The organism is Bacillus sp. BD59S (assembly GCF_007363175.1).
Classification (GTDB): domain Bacteria; phylum Bacillota; class Bacilli; order Bacillales; family Bacillaceae_G; genus Bacillus_A; species Bacillus_A pacificus.
Window position 1 is genome coordinate 2,930,813 of record NZ_CP034686.1, and the last position, 22,586, is coordinate 2,953,398.

Annotated in this window: 21 protein-coding genes and 3 pseudogenes; 8 read left to right on the plus strand and 16 right to left on the minus strand. The window is 35.4% G+C overall.

Annotated elements, in window-relative coordinates:
• Window positions 1–12 precede the first annotated feature (12 nt).
• Window positions 13–204, minus strand: a complete 192-nt coding sequence (locus EKQ63_RS17175; protein ID WP_087953127.1) for a DUF378 domain-containing protein — start codon at window positions 202–204, stop codon at window positions 13–15.
• An 89-nt stretch (window positions 205–293) separates the two neighbouring features.
• The gene (locus EKQ63_RS17180; protein WP_087996120.1) at window positions 294–1,352 is read right to left on the minus strand and encodes a glycoside hydrolase family 113; all 1,059 of its coding nucleotides are present in this window, start codon (window positions 1,350–1,352) and stop codon (window positions 294–296) included.
• 360 nt (window positions 1,353–1,712) lie between these two features.
• On the opposite strand from EKQ63_RS17180, the pseudogene EKQ63_RS17185 reads away from it, so the two are divergent.
• A pseudogene (locus EKQ63_RS17185) lies at window positions 1,713–1,790 on the plus strand (lumazine-binding protein); the annotation flags it as partial.
• A gap of 38 nt (window positions 1,791–1,828) precedes the next feature.
• Here the strand turns inward: EKQ63_RS17185 and EKQ63_RS17190 are convergent.
• From EKQ63_RS17190 to EKQ63_RS17220, 5 genes and pseudogenes are all read right to left on the minus strand, one after another.
• Window positions 1,829–2,281 carry an SMI1/KNR4 family protein gene (locus EKQ63_RS17190; protein WP_088327750.1) on the minus strand — a complete coding sequence of 151 codons (453 nt, stop codon included), beginning with the start codon at window positions 2,279–2,281 and terminating at the stop codon, window positions 1,829–1,831.
• A 12-nt stretch (window positions 2,282–2,293) separates the two neighbouring features.
• Window positions 2,294–3,527 (minus strand): annotated as a pseudogene (locus EKQ63_RS17195) (WXG100 family type VII secretion target).
• A 519-nt stretch (window positions 3,528–4,046) separates the two neighbouring features.
• Window positions 4,047–6,437, minus strand: coding sequence for a penicillin acylase family protein (locus EKQ63_RS17205; RefSeq protein ID WP_143881318.1), 2,391 nt, complete (start codon window positions 6,435–6,437; stop codon window positions 4,047–4,049).
• Between the two features lie 80 nt (window positions 6,438–6,517).
• The gene (locus tag EKQ63_RS17210; protein WP_087954912.1) at window positions 6,518–7,258 is read right to left on the minus strand and encodes a DnaD domain-containing protein; all 741 of its coding nucleotides are present in this window, start codon (window positions 7,256–7,258) and stop codon (window positions 6,518–6,520) included.
• Between the two features lie 290 nt (window positions 7,259–7,548).
• Window positions 7,549–9,324: an S-layer homology domain-containing protein gene (locus EKQ63_RS17220; protein WP_143881319.1), complete on the minus strand. Its 1,776-nt coding sequence runs from the start codon at window positions 9,322–9,324 to the stop codon at window positions 7,549–7,551.
• A 260-nt stretch (window positions 9,325–9,584) separates the two neighbouring features.
• Here EKQ63_RS17220 and EKQ63_RS17225 point away from each other — a divergent pair.
• Window positions 9,585–9,740, plus strand: a pseudogene (locus EKQ63_RS17225) (MFS transporter); the annotation flags it as partial.
• A 161-nt stretch (window positions 9,741–9,901) separates the two neighbouring features.
• Here EKQ63_RS17225 and EKQ63_RS17230 read toward each other — a convergent pair.
• Entirely contained in the window at window positions 9,902–10,360 is a 459-nt protein-coding gene (locus EKQ63_RS17230) for a hypothetical protein (protein WP_143881320.1), read from the minus strand.
• A 286-nt stretch (window positions 10,361–10,646) separates the two neighbouring features.
• Here EKQ63_RS17230 and EKQ63_RS17235 point away from each other — a divergent pair, with 286 nt between their 5' ends.
• A complete protein-coding gene (locus EKQ63_RS17235) occupies window positions 10,647–11,354 on the plus strand; it encodes a DNA alkylation repair protein (RefSeq protein WP_143881321.1) in 708 nt (235 codons plus the stop codon).
• Window positions 11,355–11,432: 78 nt separating this feature from the next.
• Here the strand turns inward: EKQ63_RS17235 and EKQ63_RS17240 are convergent, their stop codons facing one another.
• Entirely contained in the window at window positions 11,433–11,765 is a 333-nt protein-coding gene (locus EKQ63_RS17240; protein WP_001071915.1) for a DUF3895 domain-containing protein, read from the minus strand.
• A gap of 387 nt (window positions 11,766–12,152) precedes the next feature.
• Here EKQ63_RS17240 and EKQ63_RS17245 point away from each other — a divergent pair, with 387 nt between their 5' ends.
• A complete protein-coding gene (locus EKQ63_RS17245; RefSeq protein WP_143881322.1) occupies window positions 12,153–13,235 on the plus strand; it encodes an S-layer homology domain-containing protein in 1,083 nt (360 codons plus the stop codon).
• Window positions 13,236–13,348: 113 nt separating this feature from the next.
• On the opposite strand, the gene EKQ63_RS17250 is transcribed toward EKQ63_RS17245, so the two are convergent.
• Complete coding sequence (locus EKQ63_RS17250) at window positions 13,349–13,807, minus strand: VOC family protein (protein ID WP_087954906.1); 459 nt, start codon at window positions 13,805–13,807, stop codon at window positions 13,349–13,351.
• 264 nt (window positions 13,808–14,071) lie between these two features.
• Between EKQ63_RS17250 and EKQ63_RS17255 the strand changes: the two genes are divergently transcribed.
• The gene (locus EKQ63_RS17255) at window positions 14,072–14,482 is read left to right on the plus strand and encodes a DUF4279 domain-containing protein (RefSeq protein ID WP_143881323.1); all 411 of its coding nucleotides are present in this window, start codon (window positions 14,072–14,074) and stop codon (window positions 14,480–14,482) included.
• Window positions 14,483–14,679: 197 nt separating this feature from the next.
• Here EKQ63_RS17255 and EKQ63_RS17260 read toward each other — a convergent pair whose 3' ends face one another.
• The 5 genes from EKQ63_RS17260 to EKQ63_RS17280 form a co-directional block, all read right to left on the minus strand.
• The gene (locus tag EKQ63_RS17260; protein WP_143881324.1) at window positions 14,680–15,669 is read right to left on the minus strand and encodes a hypothetical protein; all 990 of its coding nucleotides are present in this window, start codon (window positions 15,667–15,669) and stop codon (window positions 14,680–14,682) included.
• Window positions 15,670–16,086: 417 nt separating this feature from the next.
• Window positions 16,087–16,287 (minus strand): NETI motif-containing protein, encoded by a 201-nt coding sequence (locus tag EKQ63_RS17265; protein WP_087954903.1) that lies wholly within the window; start codon window positions 16,285–16,287, stop codon window positions 16,087–16,089.
• Window positions 16,271–17,467 (minus strand): MFS transporter, encoded by a 1,197-nt coding sequence (locus EKQ63_RS17270; protein ID WP_088327739.1) that lies wholly within the window; start codon window positions 17,465–17,467, stop codon window positions 16,271–16,273. The genes EKQ63_RS17265 and EKQ63_RS17270 overlap by 17 nt, the downstream gene beginning before the upstream one ends.
• Window positions 17,468–17,581: 114 nt before the next feature.
• The gene (locus EKQ63_RS17275; RefSeq protein WP_087954901.1) at window positions 17,582–17,815 is read right to left on the minus strand and encodes a hypothetical protein; all 234 of its coding nucleotides are present in this window, start codon (window positions 17,813–17,815) and stop codon (window positions 17,582–17,584) included.
• A 60-nt stretch (window positions 17,816–17,875) separates the two neighbouring features.
• A complete protein-coding gene (locus tag EKQ63_RS17280; RefSeq protein ID WP_140421263.1) occupies window positions 17,876–18,793 on the minus strand; it encodes an intracellular short-chain-length polyhydroxyalkanoate depolymerase in 918 nt (305 codons plus the stop codon).
• Between the two features lie 174 nt (window positions 18,794–18,967).
• On the opposite strand from EKQ63_RS17280, the gene EKQ63_RS17285 reads away from it, so the two are divergent.
• The 3 genes from EKQ63_RS17285 to EKQ63_RS17295 all read left to right on the plus strand — a co-directional run bounded on the left by EKQ63_RS17285 (window position 18,968) and on the right by EKQ63_RS17295 (window position 21,959).
• Window positions 18,968–19,384: a MarR family winged helix-turn-helix transcriptional regulator gene (locus tag EKQ63_RS17285; RefSeq protein WP_000343680.1), complete on the plus strand. Its 417-nt coding sequence runs from the start codon at window positions 18,968–18,970 to the stop codon at window positions 19,382–19,384.
• 15 nt (window positions 19,385–19,399) lie between these two features.
• Window positions 19,400–20,599: an MFS transporter gene (locus tag EKQ63_RS17290; RefSeq protein WP_087954899.1), complete on the plus strand. Its 1,200-nt coding sequence runs from the start codon at window positions 19,400–19,402 to the stop codon at window positions 20,597–20,599.
• A 100-nt stretch (window positions 20,600–20,699) separates the two neighbouring features.
• Window positions 20,700–21,959 carry a serine hydrolase domain-containing protein gene (locus EKQ63_RS17295; RefSeq protein WP_087954898.1) on the plus strand — a complete coding sequence of 420 codons (1,260 nt, stop codon included), beginning with the start codon at window positions 20,700–20,702 and terminating at the stop codon, window positions 21,957–21,959.
• A gap of 148 nt (window positions 21,960–22,107) precedes the next feature.
• On the opposite strand, the gene EKQ63_RS17300 is transcribed toward EKQ63_RS17295, so the two are convergent.
• Window positions 22,108–22,536 carry a helix-turn-helix domain-containing protein gene (locus tag EKQ63_RS17300; RefSeq protein WP_087954897.1) on the minus strand — a complete coding sequence of 143 codons (429 nt, stop codon included), beginning with the start codon at window positions 22,534–22,536 and terminating at the stop codon, window positions 22,108–22,110.
• Window positions 22,537–22,586 lie beyond the last annotated feature (50 nt).

Genomic DNA, 22,586 nt, shown 5'->3' on the forward strand with positions numbered 1-22,586 from the left:
AAAGAATAATAGCTATTTGTTCGTAAAGAACCGATCAAAAATTTGATAAATAGCAGAAAGACCAATGAGCCAATAAATAGTGTCCACAAGCGCCGGCATAGAACCAAACCATTTCTCAACTACATTGTAATCTAACGCCACAAATAACCAATTCAAACCGCCAAGAATCACCAAAATTACTGTAAGGTAAGACAAAAATTTCATGATGATTGCCCCCTAGGTGATAAGATGGTGAAAGGCCTTTCACTAGAAATATATGTAGTGAACCTCAAAACTTGCCTATTTTATAAAAATTATTTTCGGTACCAGCCATTAATAACTGCTGCCGTTTCTTGACTATGTATTTGATACGCATGCGTACTATTATGAGAACCAATAAACCAAATTGAAAAACCTTTAAAATACGGTTTCGGTTCTAATACATCACGGTAAGCGCGCCATCCGTTTAATTGTATGTCTTTTGAAAATACATTAGAAACATCTGGATTCCACGGATTTTGCAAGCCCAATTCACGCGCTGGAACGTTAAATCCACCAAAGTAAACTGGCTTTCCTGTTGCTTTATGTAATTGTTCTAGTTGTTGAACGACATTTTGTCCACGATTATATACTGTAGTCGCAAATAAATTTTGTCTTACCTCTTCATACGATGGATTTCTTTTCCCTGAAACTTCAAACCAACTATCGATACTAACAATATCCACTTTTTTTAAATACGGACGATTAATTTTCTCTACAAACTTCGCTTCATAAGAAGGATCCCAGCTTGCTGTTAACCACCAATTCATTTGATACAAAACATTTCCTTTATACTGCTGGCGAACAAAATCAATCGTATCGCTCCAATACCCTTCTGCATATTCCATATTCACGAAATTGGAAGCAATCTTGAGCCCGTACACATTGTATTTACTTGTAATCGAGTTAAAAATATCTTGCAGAATAACCGTCTTCCAATTCCAGAAGAAATCATTAATATTACTCGGATTCCATTCCGTTTCCCCAATATTCCCTTGCTGAATATATGGGAACGGTTCCACAATAACTTGAATATTACGCTTTGATAATTCTCGAATTAAAAGAATAGCCTGTTGCTTTTGCGCTTGATTAATTACCATGTTAGTAGAAGTCACGTTCGGAATATCTACTTGAATTGGTACATTTACTGTATTTAAATTTAAACGCTCTACATCAGCTAACACTTTTGCCACATTTCCAACTTCCCATACTGTTACGTTTCCTGATTTGATTTTTCCTGGTTGAACAGCTGCCTGTACATTTCCTTGAAAACAAAAAGAAAACAATATAATACACACTCCTAAAAAACTTATTAAACTCTTATTTCTCTTCAAAACTTCCCCCCTATAATTTTTGGCATTCTTGCTTATTCTATACAACGTTTCACATATATTCCACAAGAATATTTAATGAAATTTCAACAATAAAAATGCTATTCACCCTTTATCCATATCTTATTCAGACTAACCTCCTAAAAATAGTAAGGTAAATAAAAAAGGAGCGTATTTCCGCTCCTTTTTTTGCCCTGATATGATTGAAATTGTTGCACTCCTTCTAACGCCCTAATTAAATCATATCTTTCATATAAGCAAATTTTTATCTATATTAGTTTTTTGTTTATATTACATTTACTTCATTATTTACCTTTGCAGTTAAGAACTCCTTTGTTCTTCTTTCAAAAATCACATCATCAATATAAAAGTAATCCTAAAAAAGTAATCGTAATTGAACTTGAGAAAACGGATGATAGTTGGAAAATTAGTAAATCATAAAAAAACGGTCTAGAATTCTAGGCCGTTTTTTTGCTTCCTCAATCTTCTTCTTCAAAATCACGTAGACTAGCAAGCAATTCTGTAAACGTTGAGCAAACAGGATATATTGCTTCCTCTATGTTTTCCTCCTCATGCTCCCAAAATACTACTGTTGGTGATTCAGTGCTATTTCGATAATCGAAACATAAAAGGTTACCGAATGGATCTCTAGCAAAAGGATATACCTTAGCTACCAACCTATCTTTTACACTGTTATAGTTTTGGACAATTGAATATTCGTCTTCTATATGCAGAGTTAAGAGATCACTAAATACATTCTCATCTTGTCCTGGTACATCAAATACTTTTGGATTAGGATATCCCCCGTCATATTTCTTTACACAGGCAACAAAATCATTAGGTAATTTAATATTTAAATATTGTTCTACTGCTTGGATTTCTTCGTTTGTAACTGGTGTTTTACTCATAAAAGACCATGTAATATTATTCATTTTTTCCACTCCTTATTTGTCACTATCTTTTCCCCAAATCCTATTTCCACCTGTATGACCAGTATCGTGATGTATCTGATAATCTACAAGTTGCATTCTACCAGCATCTTGATGATGATGCCATGTGTAATTCTTTGGTGTTTCACCTTGCTTAAACATTTGAATTTCTTCTTCTGTAAACTTTGAAGCTAAATTAGGGTCCTCCATTATTTGTTTGTAGAATGCTTTATTGCATTTTCTAAAATGTGTTGGTCTAGATTTTTTAAAATCCGCTTCTTTTAGGAATACCTCACCTTTAGATTCAAAAATAGGGAAACCATCTAAATCATACGGAATGCCTGTAACTGGATGTTTATCCCCCGCTAACTCACCTAATCTTAATCTTATTGTTTTCGGGCCATTTGGACCCTCATAAGTATATGGAGCTGCTTTCTGTAAGTACTGTTTAATACTTCCGACTCCTGCATATGAGAGATGATTACCACCCTTAAATTCATAATTGTTTAATATATGTAATGCATTTCTATATGCCGGAGAATTAATTACAAGTGATTTCCCTTTAGTAAAACCTGTAATAGCAGCCACCTTACCTGCTTGTCCTACTTTATCTAGACCTTTGCCACCAACAAAGCCTGTGAGTAGCGTAGTGACTGCGTAAGCTGCATAATGTTCTCTGCTATTCCAGATCTCCATTCCAAAAATTATTCATAAATGTATCTGATACAGTGTTCCATGCAGCAGGAATAGTCTCTCTATAGTTTACAATCGCATCTCGCATATTTAACCAAGTTTCTTTATCTCCTAAAGCTACGAATCCTTTCCATGCATCTACAACACCATCTACAAAACCAGTAGAAATACCAGTCCACGCAGCATTTAAATCTTTTTTATTGAAAAATGATTCTTCTGATTTTGGAGGGAGTTTTCCACACATGGCTCCTTCTTGAATATCAGAGTCAACTAAATTTCCGTCATACGATTCATCCGCTTCTCGGAATTTAACAGCTGCACGTTCTAATTCTACTGCGATTTTATCTAACTCTTGCAAAATGTTAAACATCATTGGTTTTGCTTCATTAAACATCTGATAGAAACGATCACTACTTGCTCCGCCCCACTGAGAAGCTATATATTCAATTTGAGAGTATAAATCTTTATGTATATATTCTAATGATGATCTCGTATTTCTTACGGTTTTAGCAGCTTGTTCTAATTGTTCCGGTGTTACCTTTATTTGTGTGCTCATTCCATCCCTTCTTTTCATATATATTATGAAAATTATAACATAGCATTATTTCATTAATGGTTATCATTTGAAAATATCCGTTCCTAAAAGTAAAAGGAGGGCCCATCATAAAAACAACCCTAATTCCTAATGAGAAATTTGGGCTGTTTCTGTTATAAATATGCTTTGTTTTATATTTTTTTATAGACTTATTTCTTTCATTACTGCCAAGGAATCTTAATTTTTTCAAGATTTCTAAATAAAAAAATGGCACAAACGCCTTAAATAACCTATTTTCCCTAACTAGCACTAGACTGGAAGGTGTTATTTATATACTACAAATCCTCCCAGCAGCTTCCCCTATTCAAAAACAGTCTATGTAGACAACGATTGTAAACATCGAATATGGAAACAGCCTACTATCAAATTAAATGATAGTAGGCTGGCTGTTAAAATTATTTAAGAACTAGGTTATATTCTAAATGATAAGCTTTCATTATCAAAAAGATTATTACTAGTCCCCCCACAAACACCCCCCTATCACTTTGGCTCTAAATTTAACACCTTCCCCTCTATCCCCTCCGTATTCAATGAAGTCGTATGATACGTTCCATTTACCCAATCATCTATTTGATCATGATACCAATCACTTCTAAAATGTCCTGATTGTCCTGGCCCTACGATATGATAACCGTTTGACATATCTTTCGTATCAATGACGAATCGCCAAGAAGCTCCGTGATTGACGATACCATTATCGCCGTAGCTCGCTGCTTGAACGGTAACTTGACTTCCACCAATTGGAACTGGTTTTTCGCGATTAAATGCAAGTAATGCTAACATACTAGATGATTTGGAGATTGGATGTGTAAAAGCAAGTTGATGGTAATCGCCCCACTTCCACTCCGCAACATTCGGTCCATACTCCTTCTGTAATTTCTTCATTACATTCTCGTACGATGTATGCACAACTTTTGTGAAGCCTCCGTACTTCATAAACCAAGCGCTATGTTCTCCTGCTACTTCTTTTCGAATTAATTCATCAACAACTTGTGCCTTTCCTTCAAATAACTCCATCACATCTTTCGGTATTTCTTTTGAAAATAACGTATTTGAAATCTCTTTCATTAATAGATGGAATATTAACGGTGCCGATTCATCTTTACTATCGTAAAAATTCCACTTCGTTAATTGTTTTACGCCCTCTTTCTCTACTTCATTTAAAGATGCTTTATTTAACTCTTTTAACAATATAGGAGCAAACTCTTTCCCATATAAATTTTTTTGATCCATCTGTAACTCTTCTAAATCTTTCACCGTATACTTTTCCTTCTCTTGTAAAAACTCTTGAATACGTATTTGCCTATATGGCTGTGCCCACGTATTACTAATATGGTACGGATAATGATCATCAACAATTTTATTATTCGCAGTGGAAATAAACCCTTGTTTTGGATTGATTACTTTTGGAAGTTGATCATATGGGATATACCCTTCCCATTCATATTCATCTGTCCATCCTGGCACTGGTAGACTACCATCACCTTTTTTACGCACTGGTATATTTCCATTTGCTTTATAAGCAATTGTGCCATCATTTGATGCAAATACAAAGTTTTGAGTTGGTGTATGAAAATCTTGAAGAGCCGTTTCAAACTCATTCCAGTCTTTCGCCTGATTCATATTTAATACAGCCTTTAATTCAGCGGAAGGCTCTAAAGCAGTCCACTTTAAAGCAAATACTGTTTTCGTTTTCTCTTTCCCTTTATCCGCAAACTCCGAAATGACTGGGCCATGCCTCGTAACTGTAACGTTATACGGAATTGTTTTCCCGCCTTTTACTTTAATAGATTCATCAACAACGGTAGCTTTTTCCCACTTATCGTTATACAAAAATTCATTTTCATTATTAGGATTTCGCTTCTCAATATATAAATCTTGCACATCAGGACCGGTATTCGTAACACCCCATGCTATTTTGTCATTGTGCCCTAATATAACACCTGGCACGCCAGCGAAAATAACACCACTCACAATCAAATCTTTCATTTCAAGTTTTGATTGATACCAAATAGAAGGCGTGGCAAGAGATAAATGAGGATCATCCGCTAAAATTGGCTTACCAGACGCACTCTTCTCACCGCTTATGACCCAGTTATTACTACCATTAAACTCTGGCGGAATGATCGTTTTTGCAAAACTTTGTGCTACGTCTACATTTGTATTTTTCAGTTCAGCTAGCAATCTAGGCGCATCTTTCGGATATGTAGGAAATAACTCATTTACTTGCTCTTTCGGCAAATTTTTCAGCGCCCAATATCGAAATACCTGTCCGTGCCAATGTCCCCCTAAATCAAACGCCATATACTTTCCAATCGTTAACGTATCCACAATGGACCATTCAGCAGGTTCATAGCCTAATATAGTAAACTCAACTGGCAATTTCTTTTCCACTTTTGCCTCGCGTATAAAGGTATTCACCCCATCAGCAAATGACTGCAGAGCATCTTTCGCTTCTCCATCATATTGACTAACAGACGCTTCGGCTGCTCGCCGTAAACCGAGCGTTCGAAACAACTTATCTCGATCAATAGCTGCTTCCCCTACAACTTCACTTAACATCCCAGAAGCTTGCCTTCTACTTAAATCCATTTGAAATAACCGATCTTGTGCTTGTACATACCCTTGCGAAAAATATAAATCATGTGCATTTTCCGCTTTAATATGCGGTACACCTTTACTATCTCTTTTCACCGTAACAGCACGTTGTAAATCCTCTAGCTTTATCGTTCCATCTATCTTTGGCACAGATCTAAGCGTATATATGTTCAAAAAAATCGCTGTACAAATCATTAACAAAAGAACAATACTACTCGACCAAATAAAAATTCTCTTACCACGAGTTCGTTTCTTTTTTATAACAACTTCCATATAACCCCCTCCTTCCTCAAACTATTCGCTTCTATTTTGAAAGAACCTTTTTGAATAGGAAAAATCCTTCTTTTCTCATGTTATGGATCATGTAAACAGACTTCTCCTTCCTTTCTTCCACTGAAATCTCCCCGTCCTTTCTTACACCAATTCCTCAAAATCCCCTTTACATAAGCGAGCGTTCTCTTATTATGTTCAAACGCAATTTTAAGCGCCTCTAATACTCTCTCTCCTGAAACTTTTCGTATCCACTCTTTCAATTCCTTCACGATATATGGGGATAGACTACTTATATGTTGCTCGTAAAACTTATAAACTTCACTATGTGGAGTGTCCTCTTCCACTTCCACATCTTTTATTTCTTCAACAATTTCTTGTAAACTACTAGTATCCTCTTCCTCTGGCATACCAAAATACTGCAATAACAATGGAATCTTCCATTCTTCTTCCAGACATGTACGTAAAAACATATGTATAAATTCTTTATTTTTTACAGTCTTTAACTCACGTAACACACATTTTTCTACATTCGTATTTAAAATAGGATTATAGTGTAGCCAATTTATTATATATAACTCTTTCGTTTCCGCATCGTATAAAATCTTTCCGTATTCAACAAACCTATTTAATAACTTCTCAACAGTCTCCATATTGTAGCCTGTTTCAAGTTCTGCCACACGCTTCGGTAATACGTAAATTCCACATTGCTTCGTTTTCGTACCAGTTAACAAATATATGTAAAAATAACGCTCCTCTGGCGTTAAATCTAATATGAATTCATCTTGCCAAAAGTTCACTTGCACATTACGGTACACCGCCATATGTTTACCTCCCCCTTGTTTTCATAAAAAGGCAGATTTCAATCCTTCAATATACATATAGGAGTGAGGGCTTGGTTTTTGCAGTTGAATTCCAAATTTTTTTAACTACTACAACGACGGTTTTATTTTTTCGCGCTTTTTTGCTCTTGTAGTTGTTTTTGTTTTGTTTTTTCTTAGTGATTTATTACTTGGTAGGTGCTTATAAGGGGCTTGGAAGGGGCTTAGTAAGGGCTTATATAAAAAGGAGCTGTTCCAAATTCTCATTTTGGATAGCTCCTTTATCATTCTTTCTATTTTTGACTTGCATCTAACATCTTCACTAAAAAGGCAGCTGCTTCACCACGAGTTGCTGTCCCTTTAGGATTAAACTCATTATTTCCAACACCAGTAACTACTTTTAAGCTATATAATCGTTGAATAGGCTGTTTATATGTGATCAAATGTTTATCGCTAAATGGCAATGCAACTAATTCACCTGTAACACGGTTATACTGTAATGCGTTGTCAATCATGATCGATGCTTCTTCACGTGTGATAGATGCGTTAGGATCAAAAATCCCGCCGCCACGACCGTTAATAATTCCTGCACTTGCACTACGTTTCATACCGCTATGAAGGGATGGATGCGCTTTGTCAATATCTACAAATGACTTGTTTCCTTCTGGTAGCTTGAGAGCATTTGAGATTAATGTCGCAAACTCAGCTCTCGTAACATTACGATAAGGCGCAAATACACCATTTCCTTCACCGTTCATAATTCCTAGGCTGTTCAGCTTACGAATGTTCCCTTCAAACCATCCACCTGTAATATCATCTTTTGGTTTTTGTACTTCTTTATGTGGCACATTATAGTTTATCTTAATCCAACTTGGGTTATAGAAAATCCACTCATCGTTACCTACTTTATACCAACCATTTTTAACTGCTAACACTTTGTAACGATCCCCGTTTGAAGCTTTACGAACGATATGATGTTCAAGTCCCGAACCACTACGTACGTTTATACCATCACCATTTACTACAAGCTCCATATTAGGTTCAGCTGGATTATATTCATTGGAATCAAATAGCTCATTTCTTTCTTGTAAAGGCGAATCAATTTGTGCGTTAACATTTGCATACCATTGAATACCTTGTACGAATCCAGTCCAATTCCCACGAGAAATTAAAATATCAGGACAGTTTTTCCCACTCCATTGTTGATGCCTATAAATGTGGTCCGCACTAATACCTTCTTTGTTCATTAAATAACCTGCAAGTCTCTTTGCATTCTCTAACGCTTTATTGTAATCTCCATCTTGGTTAACTGAAATTTCGATACCGATAGACTCTCTATTTCCTGAGCCATCGCCATCTCCTGCATGCCAACCGTTTTCATTTGTTGGTAAGTGCTGATAAACTTGTTTATCGTCTACAGTAAAATGCCAAGAAGCTGTTCGGAACGTACCTTCCGTTGCTTGTTTATACAAATATTTCGCATGATTTTCAGCATTTGCACCACGAGCTGTGTTTGCAGTCTCGTGAATTGTAATGTAGCGTGCTTTCATCGGATTTGCAGGGCGAATATCAGGATTTCCAGCTGGAACAATCCACTCTACAAACGGGACACCTGCAAGTGTTCCATATTTCTTTGTAGTCATCGATGCACTATACTGAATAGCTCTTCGTTTTTCAACCGGCTTCATTTCACGAGTAGAGCCATCATTTCGTCCGTCTACATGTTCAAATGCCTTTTCAATGTTTGAGATAGCTTCATCTTCTGCTACTTGACCTTTTTTCGCTTCTTTCATTTTCTGTAACTCTTCTGTTTCATCATGTTTATGTTTATATTCTTCTAGAAGAATTTCCTCGTTCTCTGATACTTCTGCTTCATTAATTTGCATGTGATCTGGAGTTTCTAGATTGAAATTAGAATAACGTAATACGTTCGTTCTACGCTCCCCTTGTGCAATACTAAGTTGGTCAGTATGAGATTTATTTATCTCTTCTGCTGATATTGATAAAGGTGCACTCCCTAAAATTACTAGACTTGTTGATAGTGCGATTACTCGTTTTTTAATATTCATTGCTGTAATCGATACCTACACTGTTCGTGTAAATATCTCAACCTCCCTTTATTTTCTCATTCGTGAAAGACTATGAATCTACTATGTATAAAAATATGGTTATTCCGCCTTTTTATAAACACTGCATTTTATCCCCAGCAGGCGAATGATAGTTTCTAGAAAACCCCTTAACAGACATTATTTAATAACCAATTGCAATCGCCGTCAAAAGCACTTATCGCCTTACACCCTACTACTTTTCAAAAAATAAATAATTATAAAGTTACATAATTTTTAACTCTATCGGTAGTGCAACAGGTGCAATTCTTTCAACAAATACGTATGCAAAATATGGTTGGGATGGAGTATGCATATTAGGTGTATCTGTTAGTGCTTTCGCTCTTCTATTTTGGTTAATAACCTTACGTCGATCATAACAGCCGAAAGAAGAATAATTCATTTTTGTTTCATACGTGTTTTTCTACAAAACTATAGAATAGCATTTATTTTTAACACAAATCAACGGCATTTTCATATGAAAAATGCCGTTGATTCATAATTTCATGATAAGAAATCCTATACTAGCGAAATACATCTATTACAAATTCCCTTTAACGTTTTCGACAACCTCGTTTATCGTATTTCGATCAAACTTATCACTAATTTCGTATGGCTCACGATCTCCTACTAATTGTACGCCTACGATATCATTACGGTCCTTACCATATTGTACTTCAATAATCGATCCACGCTCTATTCGCTTCCAAACAAGACCTGCTTCATCCTTGTTATCTAAAACGATACAGTCCTCAATATTTTCATCAATCCCAATTAACTTATTATCATCCATATATCCAACCTCGTATTGTTGACGTTCTTTCGCTTTTCCGCTTACTACTATACCTTTGTTTCCATACGAGTAATCCGTATAGTCCTTTTTCTCTGATTGTATCGCTTTCGGTTCTTTTGCTTCAGTTTTTTCAGTATTTCCACACCCCACAATCATACTAATTGGCATAACTACAGTTAATACTACTCTAGTAAATTTCTTTATCATTTATAACCAACCTCACATGTTTCACTTTACATTTATCCTCTTACCAAATAATAACATAATAATACCGAGAAAGAGCCAAAGATACAGTGAAACTTTAATCAGTAGTTTTTCATCCTAAAAATCTAGACTTTCAAAATCACTATCTGCACTATCGACAAATTATAGAAAGTAGACATCCTACTCACATAAGATTTAAAATTAGAAAGTATGGAAAACATGATAAAAAATATAGGCTAGTTGTTCGCAATTAAAATGGTTTTTACATGAAGAAAGGAAGTACACAGCTTTGGATTTTAAAACAGTTATGCACGAGCTTGAAGCCCTAGGCAAGGAACGAACGAAAAAAATATACATATCTAACGGTGCGCACGAGCCAGTTTTCGGCGTAGCTACAGGTGCTATGAAACCAATCGCAAAAAAAATAAAAATAAACCAAGAGTTAGCAGAAGAACTTTATGCCACAGGCAACTACGATGCTATGTATTTTGCAGGCATTATTGCGGACCCGAAAGCTATGAGTGAGTCTGATTTTGATCGATGGATAGACGGAGCGTATTTTTATATGTTGTCTGATTATGTGGTCGCAGTCACTTTATCAGAATCAAATATTGCACAAGATGTTGCTGATAAATGGATTGCAAGTGGGGACGAGCTACAAATGTCTGCAGGCTGGAGTTGCTACTGCTGGCTTTTAGGAAATCGCAAAGACGATGAGTTTTCTGAAAGCAAAATTTCCGATATGCTTGAAATGGTGAAAAAGACAATCCATGATTCGCCAGAACGAACTAAATCCGCTATGAATAATTTTCTAAACACGGTAGCAATTTCATATGTGCCACTACACGAAAAGGCAGTCGAGATTGCAAAAGAAGTTGGTATAGTTGAAGTAAAACGTGATAATAAAAAAAGCAGTTTGCTAAATGCTGCAGAAAGTATTCAGAAAGAACTTGATAGAGGAAGACTTGGTTTCAAGCGTAAATATGTAAGGTGTTAGATGATTAAAAGGGTGTCAATCTAAGTAAGATTGACACCTTTTTTGATGAGAAAAATGAATGAATTCCCCCTGCACACCTTATCCGTTAAACATTTCTTCATTTAATTTATAAACCCTATCTCTTTTCTCATCACTTTTGACAAAAATAAGCTTTCCTTCTTTCACAAATCCTTCTAATAGTAAGCATACTTCTCCATATGCTTTCGGCTTATTCGTTGTGAATCTTTCATCTGATATTTTTCCAGCTCGTATTAATTGTTCACACAGCTCAAGTGCACTTATTTCTTCAGAATCCATTAATTCCAATATATCTCTTTGCAATGGTGATAAAGGTACTGGTATTTCAGCTACCTCCACCTTTTCTTTCTCGTTTTCTTCTTCAAATAAATCTTCAAATGAAATTTGATTCATTACTTCTTTTCCTTTCTAACAATTGATTTGTATAAAGCGTAGTTATTGTTATGTAGTACGTACCTTAATACATACATGTCAAACTCATGTACATCGTTTCATATAGTATATTTCGATTATACCAAATATACGTTCTGTTTTCTATCGTAGAATGGAAAACAGAACATTTTACTGTATGTACCATTATTAAATAACGCTGAATATTCATTATCCAAATATTACATTTTTGGTTATATTATCAAAATTCCATCCACATTACGGAAATAAATGACAAATAATTATAACTTACATGTTACAATTACGATGCATGCATTTAGTTGTATTAAATGCATGCATCGTAATGAGTATATTTAATAAAGTTAAATGAAACTGGGGAGGCTTGCGCAAATGGGCAAGAAAACAAGCAAAGCTAAAAAATTTTTCGGATTCGTAATCACCGCAGCACTAGCAACTACACCGATGGTAGGCACAGCTAATGCACAAACAACTACGAATAGCTATAAGATAGCTGCCAATGAGAACATTGTATTTACAGATGTACCGAAAGACCACTGGTCAAAAGATGCTATTGATTACTTAGCGGCAGCAGGGATTTATAAGGGATATGGAAATGGCAAATTTGGTTTTGGGGACAACATCACTAGAGGACAGGTAGCTTCTTTAGTCAATCGACATTTAGGTTTAAAAGTAGACGATAAACAAGGAAATATGTTTAGTGATATTGCAAATCATATGTTTGAAAAAGATATTAAAGCCATTGCGCAAGCTGGAATTATGACAGGTGATGGAACAGGTACATTTCGTCCAGATGATGTATTAACTCGATATGAGATGGCAGTAATATTACAAAAAGCATTTCATTTAGAATCAAAAGAACAAGGGAAATTTAAAGACGTACCAAAAGGTCATTGGGCTTATGAAGCTGTAAATACACTGCGTAGTAACCGTATAGCACAAGGTGACGAAGCAGGTAATTTTAACGGAAATACATTTGTGAAGCGTGAGCAATATGCACAATTTTTCTATAATGCAATAGCAAAAAACAGAGATTATAATTTCAACATCAATTCAAAAGAAGAACTGAAACAAATGTTAACAACAGCTTTAGAGAATGGGACGTTTGGTCCATTTAAATTAAATTCATTGGGTAAAGATCTATCTGATGTAAAAAAAGAATATGGAGTGCCTGATGTTTTGAAAAAAGCACCATGTACAGAATGTGATGCACCTAATATAGCAGTATACGGCGATTATAATATTGATATGTACCCTTGGGACGCTAGATATATATGGGTGAAAATGGATATTTCTATCAATGAATTAAAAGAGTGGTTTGGTGAGCCCGATTTAATCGGAGAGGATATGACTAGCGAAGGCTTTATATATAATCGAGGAAGCTATTCTCTTTATTTCAGCTTCTCTGATGGTTATATTCAACGCGCTGAAATATCTAAACGTGAAGATCGTTAATAAGTTACAAACAATAAAAAAATCCTTCAAGAACATGCCTTTTCTTGAGGGATTTTATTTGTCTCTATCTATTTAACATAATACAAAGCTATAACACTCCTACTGATTAAACTTTATTCTTCTTGGTGCTCCGCTTCCCAGTCACTTAAATACGTTGCATATTCTAATTCATCTGAATCATCATATAACATAGAAATAAACTCTAATTTATTTCCATCACAATCTAAAAAATATACGCTTGCAGCTGGCATCCATCTTTGGACAATTGGCTCTTCATTTCCTTTCCCCTGACTCCCTACTACCTCTATTCCACGTTTCTCTAACCACAATTTAGAAGTCTTTAAAAACGCTAAATCTACACGAAAGGCGAAGTGTTTCGTCTCAAAATCTTCATTACTATGTACTTCCCATAATCCAAGCATTTGTTCTTTATTTTCTCCTACCCATAAGAAAGCAACCCGCCTTTTCGATAGTTTTTTTGCCAATATTAAACCTAACTTATTTTGATAGAAATCTATCGCCTTTTCTAAATTTCTTACATGTAAATGCGTTTCATATATGCTTTGTATCATTATAACTCCTCTCCCCTACATTCCAATTTTTTAAAAACATTTTGTTTTTATCATACAAATAAATACATTTGAAATCATCCTACTTTTGTATCATTCCTCCCTTACTACAAAGGTATATATCTAGCATTATCATTTATATCCCAACACCAAATTTCAATCAAAAACACATTTACCTTCTAGCAAATACATTCTTAAATTTTTATAATGTAATAAGAGTGACATCTTAACAATAGAGGAGGAACCATTCTGGATAAAACCAAAGTTATGGCTTATTTTAGTATAACGGGTGATATATTCCCTGTTGAAGCAATTACCGACGCCCTAAATATCGAACCTACAAGAACTTATAAAAAAGGTGATATTGTCGCAAGACGTGATAATCCGAATCTTGTATCCACCAAAACCCTATATAGAAAAGAAACTAATTGGGCTTTAAGCACTGGCTATCAAGAATCATACAATATAAATAATCAGTTGTATGTTATTCTAAAATCACTTGAAGAGAAAACAGAACCATTAAAACAGCTTAAGAAAAAATATGATTTAGAATTTCTATTTATGGTAGTCATTCAAATTGAGAATAACGAATCACCCGCAATGTATTTACAAAAAGATATACTTGATTTCGCTAGTTCGATTCAAGCAGAAATTCATTTTGATCTAAATATTTATTAAAAACAAAAATGCTATTGATATTGGAATCAATAGCGTTTTTTTATATGACTAGATGTGTGAATTATTTTGTGAGAACAAAACAGATTCATTTTTATGTAACCTTTTTCACTTTGATTTCCCTGTCTATCTTCACTTCATAAAAGGTTGGCTCTTCCATACGACGAGATGGTGTCCATACGTGATAAACAGTCTGTATTTCACGCTTTCTTCAACGAAAACAGAATATAGATTTTTTCAATTTCATGCGATTCTTCTAAAATCCATGAGGTTTGAGCTAAAAGCTTCTGTAATCCTTCCAATCCAAGATATCTAATTTGTACGCCAATAAACTCTGTAAACCCAAGGTATCCTGGATTAACATATGCTCGGTCGAAAATTAACGAACCCGTCACCCTGGCATCCGCTGGGGAATTTTCAAAGAAACGGTCTAAAGTCTCAATAATATCCGAATCCGAACCATACTCAAAAAGCCCCCCCTCCGATGAACAGAGCTGAATCCAACCTGAATGATCCAAGCTCATTTTTAATAATGACTCCGATTGGCTCCAGTTATAATGTATTGTGTTAAGTATTATATCAAGGCCATAAAAGCGTTCTTCCGGTTGCTTCAAAGCATCGATGCACCGCTTGGCGAAATTAGGGCCGTACGTATCAATATCTAAAATGTTAATTTCAATCTTTCGTCCCTTAAGTAATTCTGGGTCCGATTCCTGAATTAAAATCAAAGTATTGATACTGTCTGCAGCAGCTCCACCAGCAATATTAAAAAAACAAAGGCCACGTTCAGGAAACGCCCTAAGCTGAGGCAACAAAAGTTCCGACTGCTGTCTGCAAAGATCCCTCAGCCTAATCCGAAGTCCCATAAAAGAGGTTTGCTTTACCGCCCACTTGTCCCGGAAGCCTAATTTTATCCCCTTACTTAAATCAGGTCCAAGTTTGTACAGTAACGTACGCATACCACTAAGATAAGAATCATCAACATTCGACATTTTCACAAAAATGTTCTGGATAAAACCCGGCATCTTTTTTAATGATTCAATACTCCGCGCTGATTTAAGGCAATTCAAATGATACGCCTGTTCATCAATACTTGCATTGAACAGCGGGTGCGTAATATCCAAAATCGGTAATTTCATTTCATTCTCAAAAACTGCATAGAGAATTCGCTCATTTTGATTCGCTTCCATTTTTGAACTCCACCTCGTTTGCACACTGAATTTTGAACTAACAAAAATCCAAAGCTAGTGTAACTGCTCTTCCAGGAAGATTTAACGTTACGATTACGCATTTTCTATACAAAAAAATATAACTATTTATAGTATGTTTTATGATATTGTTATTTTTTCCAAATCACAAAATTGATGGCATACGGATTAACCAGCACTCGGCGTATTTACCTATTTCCCTTTTCACAATTTTAGCTTCTTATAGTTTTAGCTCTATAATCCATGCCCGAACAACTAACTTCATCCTCTCTAGAAAATATCCATTCATTCTATTCAATTCCTAATCTACCTATTCCTTCATTACTCAGTAACAAAACAAGCCACCCAATTCAAATGAATTGGGTGGCTCTATACTATAAAGAGAATTTACTATTTGTATTACTTCAATTTCCCCTCAAAGACAATCTTTCTACCGCACGGTTCCACTACTGTTTTGCCGTCTTTCTTCACTTCATGAAAGATTGGCTCTTCCATGCGGCGAGATGGTGTGTATCCTTCTTGTTCCATACGTGCTAAGCAGTCTGTAATTGTTTCATTTTCGAGTACTTCAAATTTCTTTTTATTAGGTTGTTTTGTCATGCCCTAACCTACTTTCTATTTTTCTTGATGCGAATTGATTCTTCATGTAGATCATATATACCATTGCGAGAGTTCCTATTATAATCATAACCGCAATGAAAAAGCTTGTATACTGTATTTTTTCTATAAATACGCCTCCTAATACAGGTCCCAGTATACTCCCTAAACTAAAGGCGATTCCAGATAATATATTACCTGCTGGCAATAAGTGTCTCGGTAATAAATCAGTCATAAATCCAAGCCCTAAAGAAAAGCACGATCCAATGACCATACCAGCTAACAACATGCAAGCAAAGACGATCCAGTAATATTGATCAAATACGGCTGCAAGTAAGAAAATACCCGTACTTATGCTGAACGTCCACGTTAAAATACGGTCCCTTCCGTATTTGTCACTTAATATACCGAGCGGAATTTGTGTAATAATGCCCCCAACTGCAAATGCTGGTAATAAAAAGGATACTTCTGAAACGGACCATCCTTTTCGAAGCGCGTATACTGGTAAGTTACTGTTTAACATTGCTTCCAGTACGCCATATGCAAGTGGTCCCAGCAGTGCAATCCATCCTAATCCAACAACTTGTTTATAACGAGAAAATGATGATTCATGCTTCACTTCTCTTTCATCTTGCGCCGGGAATGCATTTTTTGTTGGTAATAGTAACAGCCAACCTATTAAACAAAGTATAGTAGATATAATAAACGGCGTTGCAAGACCATACTGCACAGTGCTTGCTAAATACGGGCCAACGGCAAAACCAATCCCGAAGAATACACCGTATATCGATACTTGTCTACCTATTTTGCTTGGATCGGACGTTGTCGTGATCCACGTTTGCGTTCCGACATGAAGCATATGATCTCCAACTCCGACTAGAAATCTAAGAATAAACCATACCCAAAATGAAAAAGTTTGTGTAAAGAAGAATAATGAAATAATAACGAGAAACCCACCAATCACGATAATTGGCTTCATTCCAAACTTTTGCATCGGTTTTTCAAGAAACGGTGAAATAACTAATATCCCAATGTATAATGCTGTCGCATGAATACCATTAATACTTGAACTAACCCCTTCTTGTTCAAAAATCATTGCAATGGCCGGTAAAAGCATCCCTTGTGACAAACCCGAGATTGCTACAATCCCAACCATAATCCAAAATGTAAAACGCATTGACATTCCCTTTCCCTCTCCTTCTCACGCTGTCCACTTTTCATTATAAACTGTTTCTTTAAATGCGTGTACGAATATTCAAAATAAAAAAGAAGCGAAAAGAATGATTCTTTTCGCTTCTTATCCTTCCCAAACTTGTGCTTTCACGTTATTATGAAATTGCTTAAAATACGGATTTTTATAAAATGCAGTTCCATATACAAATTGCTGTACGTTAGTAATTGGTGGCTGCGTATGTTGCATTTGTAAAGGAACTACAGCTGGTGAAACTTGCATATACAGCGGGTTTATCATCATTTTTGTATATGGGTAATGACCATATGGCGAATGCGCGATGAAGAACGGATACTGCATTGATAATCTCTCCTTTTACCTACAATGTTATAGTATATGCAACACTGTTCATTTCAGGGGTTATTTCTGTTCTAACCAATTCTCTACATGCTTTATAAATACATCTAAACAATCAATAAACGGTGAATGACCGCAATCTTCTAATAATTGCAATTCAGCATTCGGCAAATGTTTTGCCAATTCCTCACCGACTACTTGCGGTACGACATAATCTCTGTCACCTTGTATGACAAGTGTTGGAGCTTTAATATGATGAATTTGCTTATTTCCCTCTACAACCCCGTTATGTTCATCCGAAATATTAAATGTAATGAGCGCATAATTCACATCTACGAAATTACGTTGCGTTAACATATCGTCTAAATACTTTTCATAACGATCTGGTTCAGGCTGATTATGTGTATATATTAATAGATTCCATACTGTTCGGTAATATAATTTATTCATATTTTTTATCGCATCTAGCACTGGAGCAATTTGTACAGGATCTTGTGCAACCTCTTCCTTCGTCTTTACTAAACTTGATACGATTGGCTGCCCGTTTATATCTTTTTTAAAAATTGGATATCCCTTCATGCCCACCGATTCTACTAAAATTAACTTTTCGACAAACGTTGGATGATTCGCTGTAAATTGCATCGCAACACCACCGCCCATTGACCAGCCCATTAATGAAAATTTCTCTAGTTTCAATTGATCAATAAATAGTTTTACATCTTCTGCAAAATCTTGTATTGAATCTATCGCTTTATTATATGTTGATTGACCAAATCCTCTTAAATCAAGAGCGTAAATATGGTATTGATCTTGCAGCTTTTCAATGACTAAATCCCAATGTTGTGACGATGTCATGTTCCCGTGAATGAGTACAAGAATTTCTGTATTTTGCCTTCCAACTTCCTGATACGCAATCGTTTCTCCGTTCGATAGTGAAACAAACTCCATTGTTGCAGGCTTAATCATCACAAGTTCCCCCATTCTTTTTAATAGAAAGAAAATTCTTTACTTACTTAAAGAATAACATGCAGAATGTATGTTCTCAACAAAAAAGCGATATGAAATTTTTACATAAATCAACATGTCTATTACTAGACAATTATAATAAAAAAGTATATAGTTAGCTAGGTAACTAATTTGAAAGGATCAATATACATGGACGAAAAACAACATTTTTTTCACATTGTCAGCCAGACTTCTCGCAAGTTTACGAAGAAATTTAATGAACGCGTATCTCCCACTGGGTTATTTAGTGCGCAATGGGCTGTAATTTTCCGTATTAATCAAACTGGTTCTTGTACGCAAACAGAATTATGTCAGTATTTAAATGTTGAATCACCAACGATGACTCGTACGTTAACACGTATGGAAACGATGGGATGGATTATTCGTACTGAAGGAAAAGATCGCCGTGAGAAGCTCATTTCTTTATCAGAAACAGCGATAAAAATGATTCCGGTATGGCAAGAAGAAGTTGATACTTTCGAAGAAAAGACGCTAGAAGGTATTAATGAAGATGATTTACATCAAGCATTTCAAGTGTTACAACAAATTATTAAAAACTTAGATTAAATTGGAGGGATGACGATGCAAAGTGAAAAACTTTGGACGAAGGATTTCCTCGGAACTTGTTTTAGTAGTCTATTTCTCTTCTTAACATTTTATATGCTTATGACTACTTTACCCGTCTATGTAATAGACGGCCTAAAAGGAAAACCTGAGGAAATTGGTTTAGTTGCAACTGTTTTTCTTATTTCATCTGTTTTATGTAGACCATTTACAGGAAAATGGCTTGATGAATTAGGGAGAAAGAAAATTTTATTTATTTCACTTTCATTATTTTTAGCTGCTACCGTGATGTATTTCGGTGCGCAAAGCTTATTTTTATTACTTGCTCTTCGCTTCTTACATGGTATTGGGTTCGGTATGGCAACAACTGCAACTGGTACGATTGTCACAGATGTTGCACCAGCTCATAGACGAGGCGAAGCACTTGCCTATTTCGGCGTATTTATGAGTCTGCCAATGGTAATTGGTCCTTTTTTAGGTTTAACAATTATTTCTCATTTTTCATTCACTGTACTATTTATCGTTTGTTCCGTATTTTCATTGCTTGCATTTTTATTAGGACTACTTGTAAATATTCCGCATGAAGTACCAGTGAGCAAACAAAAACGAGAAAAAATGAAATGGAAAGACTTACTTGAACCTGCTTCTATTCCGATTGCTCTGACAGGATTTGTTTTAGCCTTTTCTTATAGTGGTATTTTATCCTTTATTCCTATTTATGCGAAAGAGCTCGGTTTAGGAGAAGTTGCTAGTTACTTCTTTGTTTTATACGCACTTGTTGTTGTCATTTCTCGTCCATTTACAGGAAAGATTTTTGATCGCTTCGGTGAAAATGTACTTGTTTACCCAGCTATCATTATTTTCACAATTGGGATGTTCATTTTAAGCCAAGCGCAAACTTCATTTTGGTTCCTTGGCGCAGGTATGTTAATCGGTTTAGGTTATGGAACATTAATTCCAAGTTTCCAAACGATTGCGATTTCTGCCGCAGCAAACCATCGACGTGGTTCTGCGACAGCTACGTACTTCTCATTCTTTGATAGTGGTCTCGGTTTTGGATCATTCATTTTAGGTATCGTCGCAGCGCAATCAAGCTATCATAATATGTATTTCATCGCAGCTATTATCGTTGCGTTCACTTTACTTCTTTATTATGGATTACACGGACGAAAACAAAAATTCAAGAAACAACATACAGACGGAAAAGTTTCCGCTTAACATGAATAAGGAAAGTAAACTTCCCCGTTTACTTTCCTTATTTTGTATTTCTTTCAATTGAAGCGTATACTTATAATAGAAAAAACAAGGAGGGACCGATATGAAACTTAAAAAATCTCCCCTACTCTTACTCATAATCACATTCATATTTGTAATTACAGGGCTCGGTTTTACATACTTCAAACATAATAAAACAATCCCATCGAAAAATAACGTGACGAAAAAAAATTGGCTAGATGATCCGTACTTACGCTGGTCATATACACATATGAAAGAATTCACTTTAATTAACGAGGTGAAAAATAACCCGGATCACGTTTTTCACTTCTCTACCGCATTGCAAAACTTAGACGATTTTGCTGTGGAGCGTAGATTTGGAAATACAACTCCTCTAAAAAAACTTTTAGACGATAACAAAACGGATGCTTTCGTCGTTGTACATAATGGACAACTTGTATATGAACGATATTTCAATGGATATAACGAGAGCGAACCTCATGGCATGGCGTCATTAGCAAAGGTCTTTACCGGAGCAATGATACAATCTCTCGCTGAAGAAAACCGTATTGACTTAGAAAAAACAGCTGACACATATATAAAAGAATTAAAAAATACACCTTTCGGTAATGCCTCGCTTCAGCAATTAATGGACATGCAAGTATCTGCAGAGTACCCGACTCACGGCTATGAACACTCAGCGTTAGAAAATCAAGATGCACAACTATATTTAGCGAGCAATATTTTACCTCGAGGTAAAAATTACGACGGCCCGATGAAAATTTATGATATGTTACGAGAAGCAGAAGAAACTGCACCGCCTGGTTCCGATTTTTCTTACGATAACGGATCAGCAGAAACACTCGCTTGGATTATTCGAACGATCACTGGGAAATCATTAGCTGAAAATGTTAGCGAGCGCATATGGTCTCAAATTGGTATGGAAGAAAACGCGTATTACGTAACAGATGAAACAAAAGTTGAACAAGCTAGCGCTGGTTTAAATGCAACTGCTAGAGATATGGCGAGATTCGGGCAATTACTATTAAACAACGGGGAATATAATGGAAAACAAATTCTCCCTTCTTCTATTACTGAAGATATAAAAAATGTTCAAGAAGGTGAACTTGCAGTTGGCCCTGGAGCTTCCATTTCTTATCATAATCAATGGTGGATTCCGCACAATGAACAAGGTGCTTTCGAAGTGTTAGGTAGTTACGGACAAACACTTTACCTCGATCCGAAAGCGAATATGGTAATTGTCCACTTCTCTTCTAACGCTACGCCAAGTAATGACATACATTCAACATACTCAAATATGTATGTTGATATTGCCCATCATTTAGAGAAACTTCCACAGTAGTGGAAGCTTTTTCTTGTTGAGGATAAAAATACTACCGCTACTTCAAAGGTTTGAGTATCCCAAATTGTAATTAAGCCTAAATTGACTAAAACCGACAGCAATTAGAGAATGCTCATCCCTAACTTGCTGTCGGCTTTCATTTTAAAATTTAATTAAAAAATTTTTTCTTATTATTTTTAATGTAGTGTACGACTATTACAAAGTAAATAACAGCTATAAGATTAATTATGCTTAATGTTAGACCTGATAAATTGGACCAAGGCAGTACAAAAAGCCAAAATACTACTAAAATTGAACTCACTACATATAACCATTTGAATTGATCTGTCATTTTTAATTCCCCCATTTTTCCTTCTTTAATGATTTTGTCTTTCAAGAAATCATCTCCTTTAATTAATTCGTCAATGCTAATATTGAATAAATCACTTAATGCAATAAGTGTTTCAATATTTGGATAGCCTTTTTCAAGCTCCCATTTAGAAATTGATTGTCTGCTAATGTTTAATTTAAGAGCTAGTTCTTCTTGTGATAAGTTATGCTTTAAACGTTCTTCTTTTAGCTTTTTATAGAACTCCATAATTTCAACTCCTATAACTTTATTTTTACTATAGATTATAAAAATCCGTA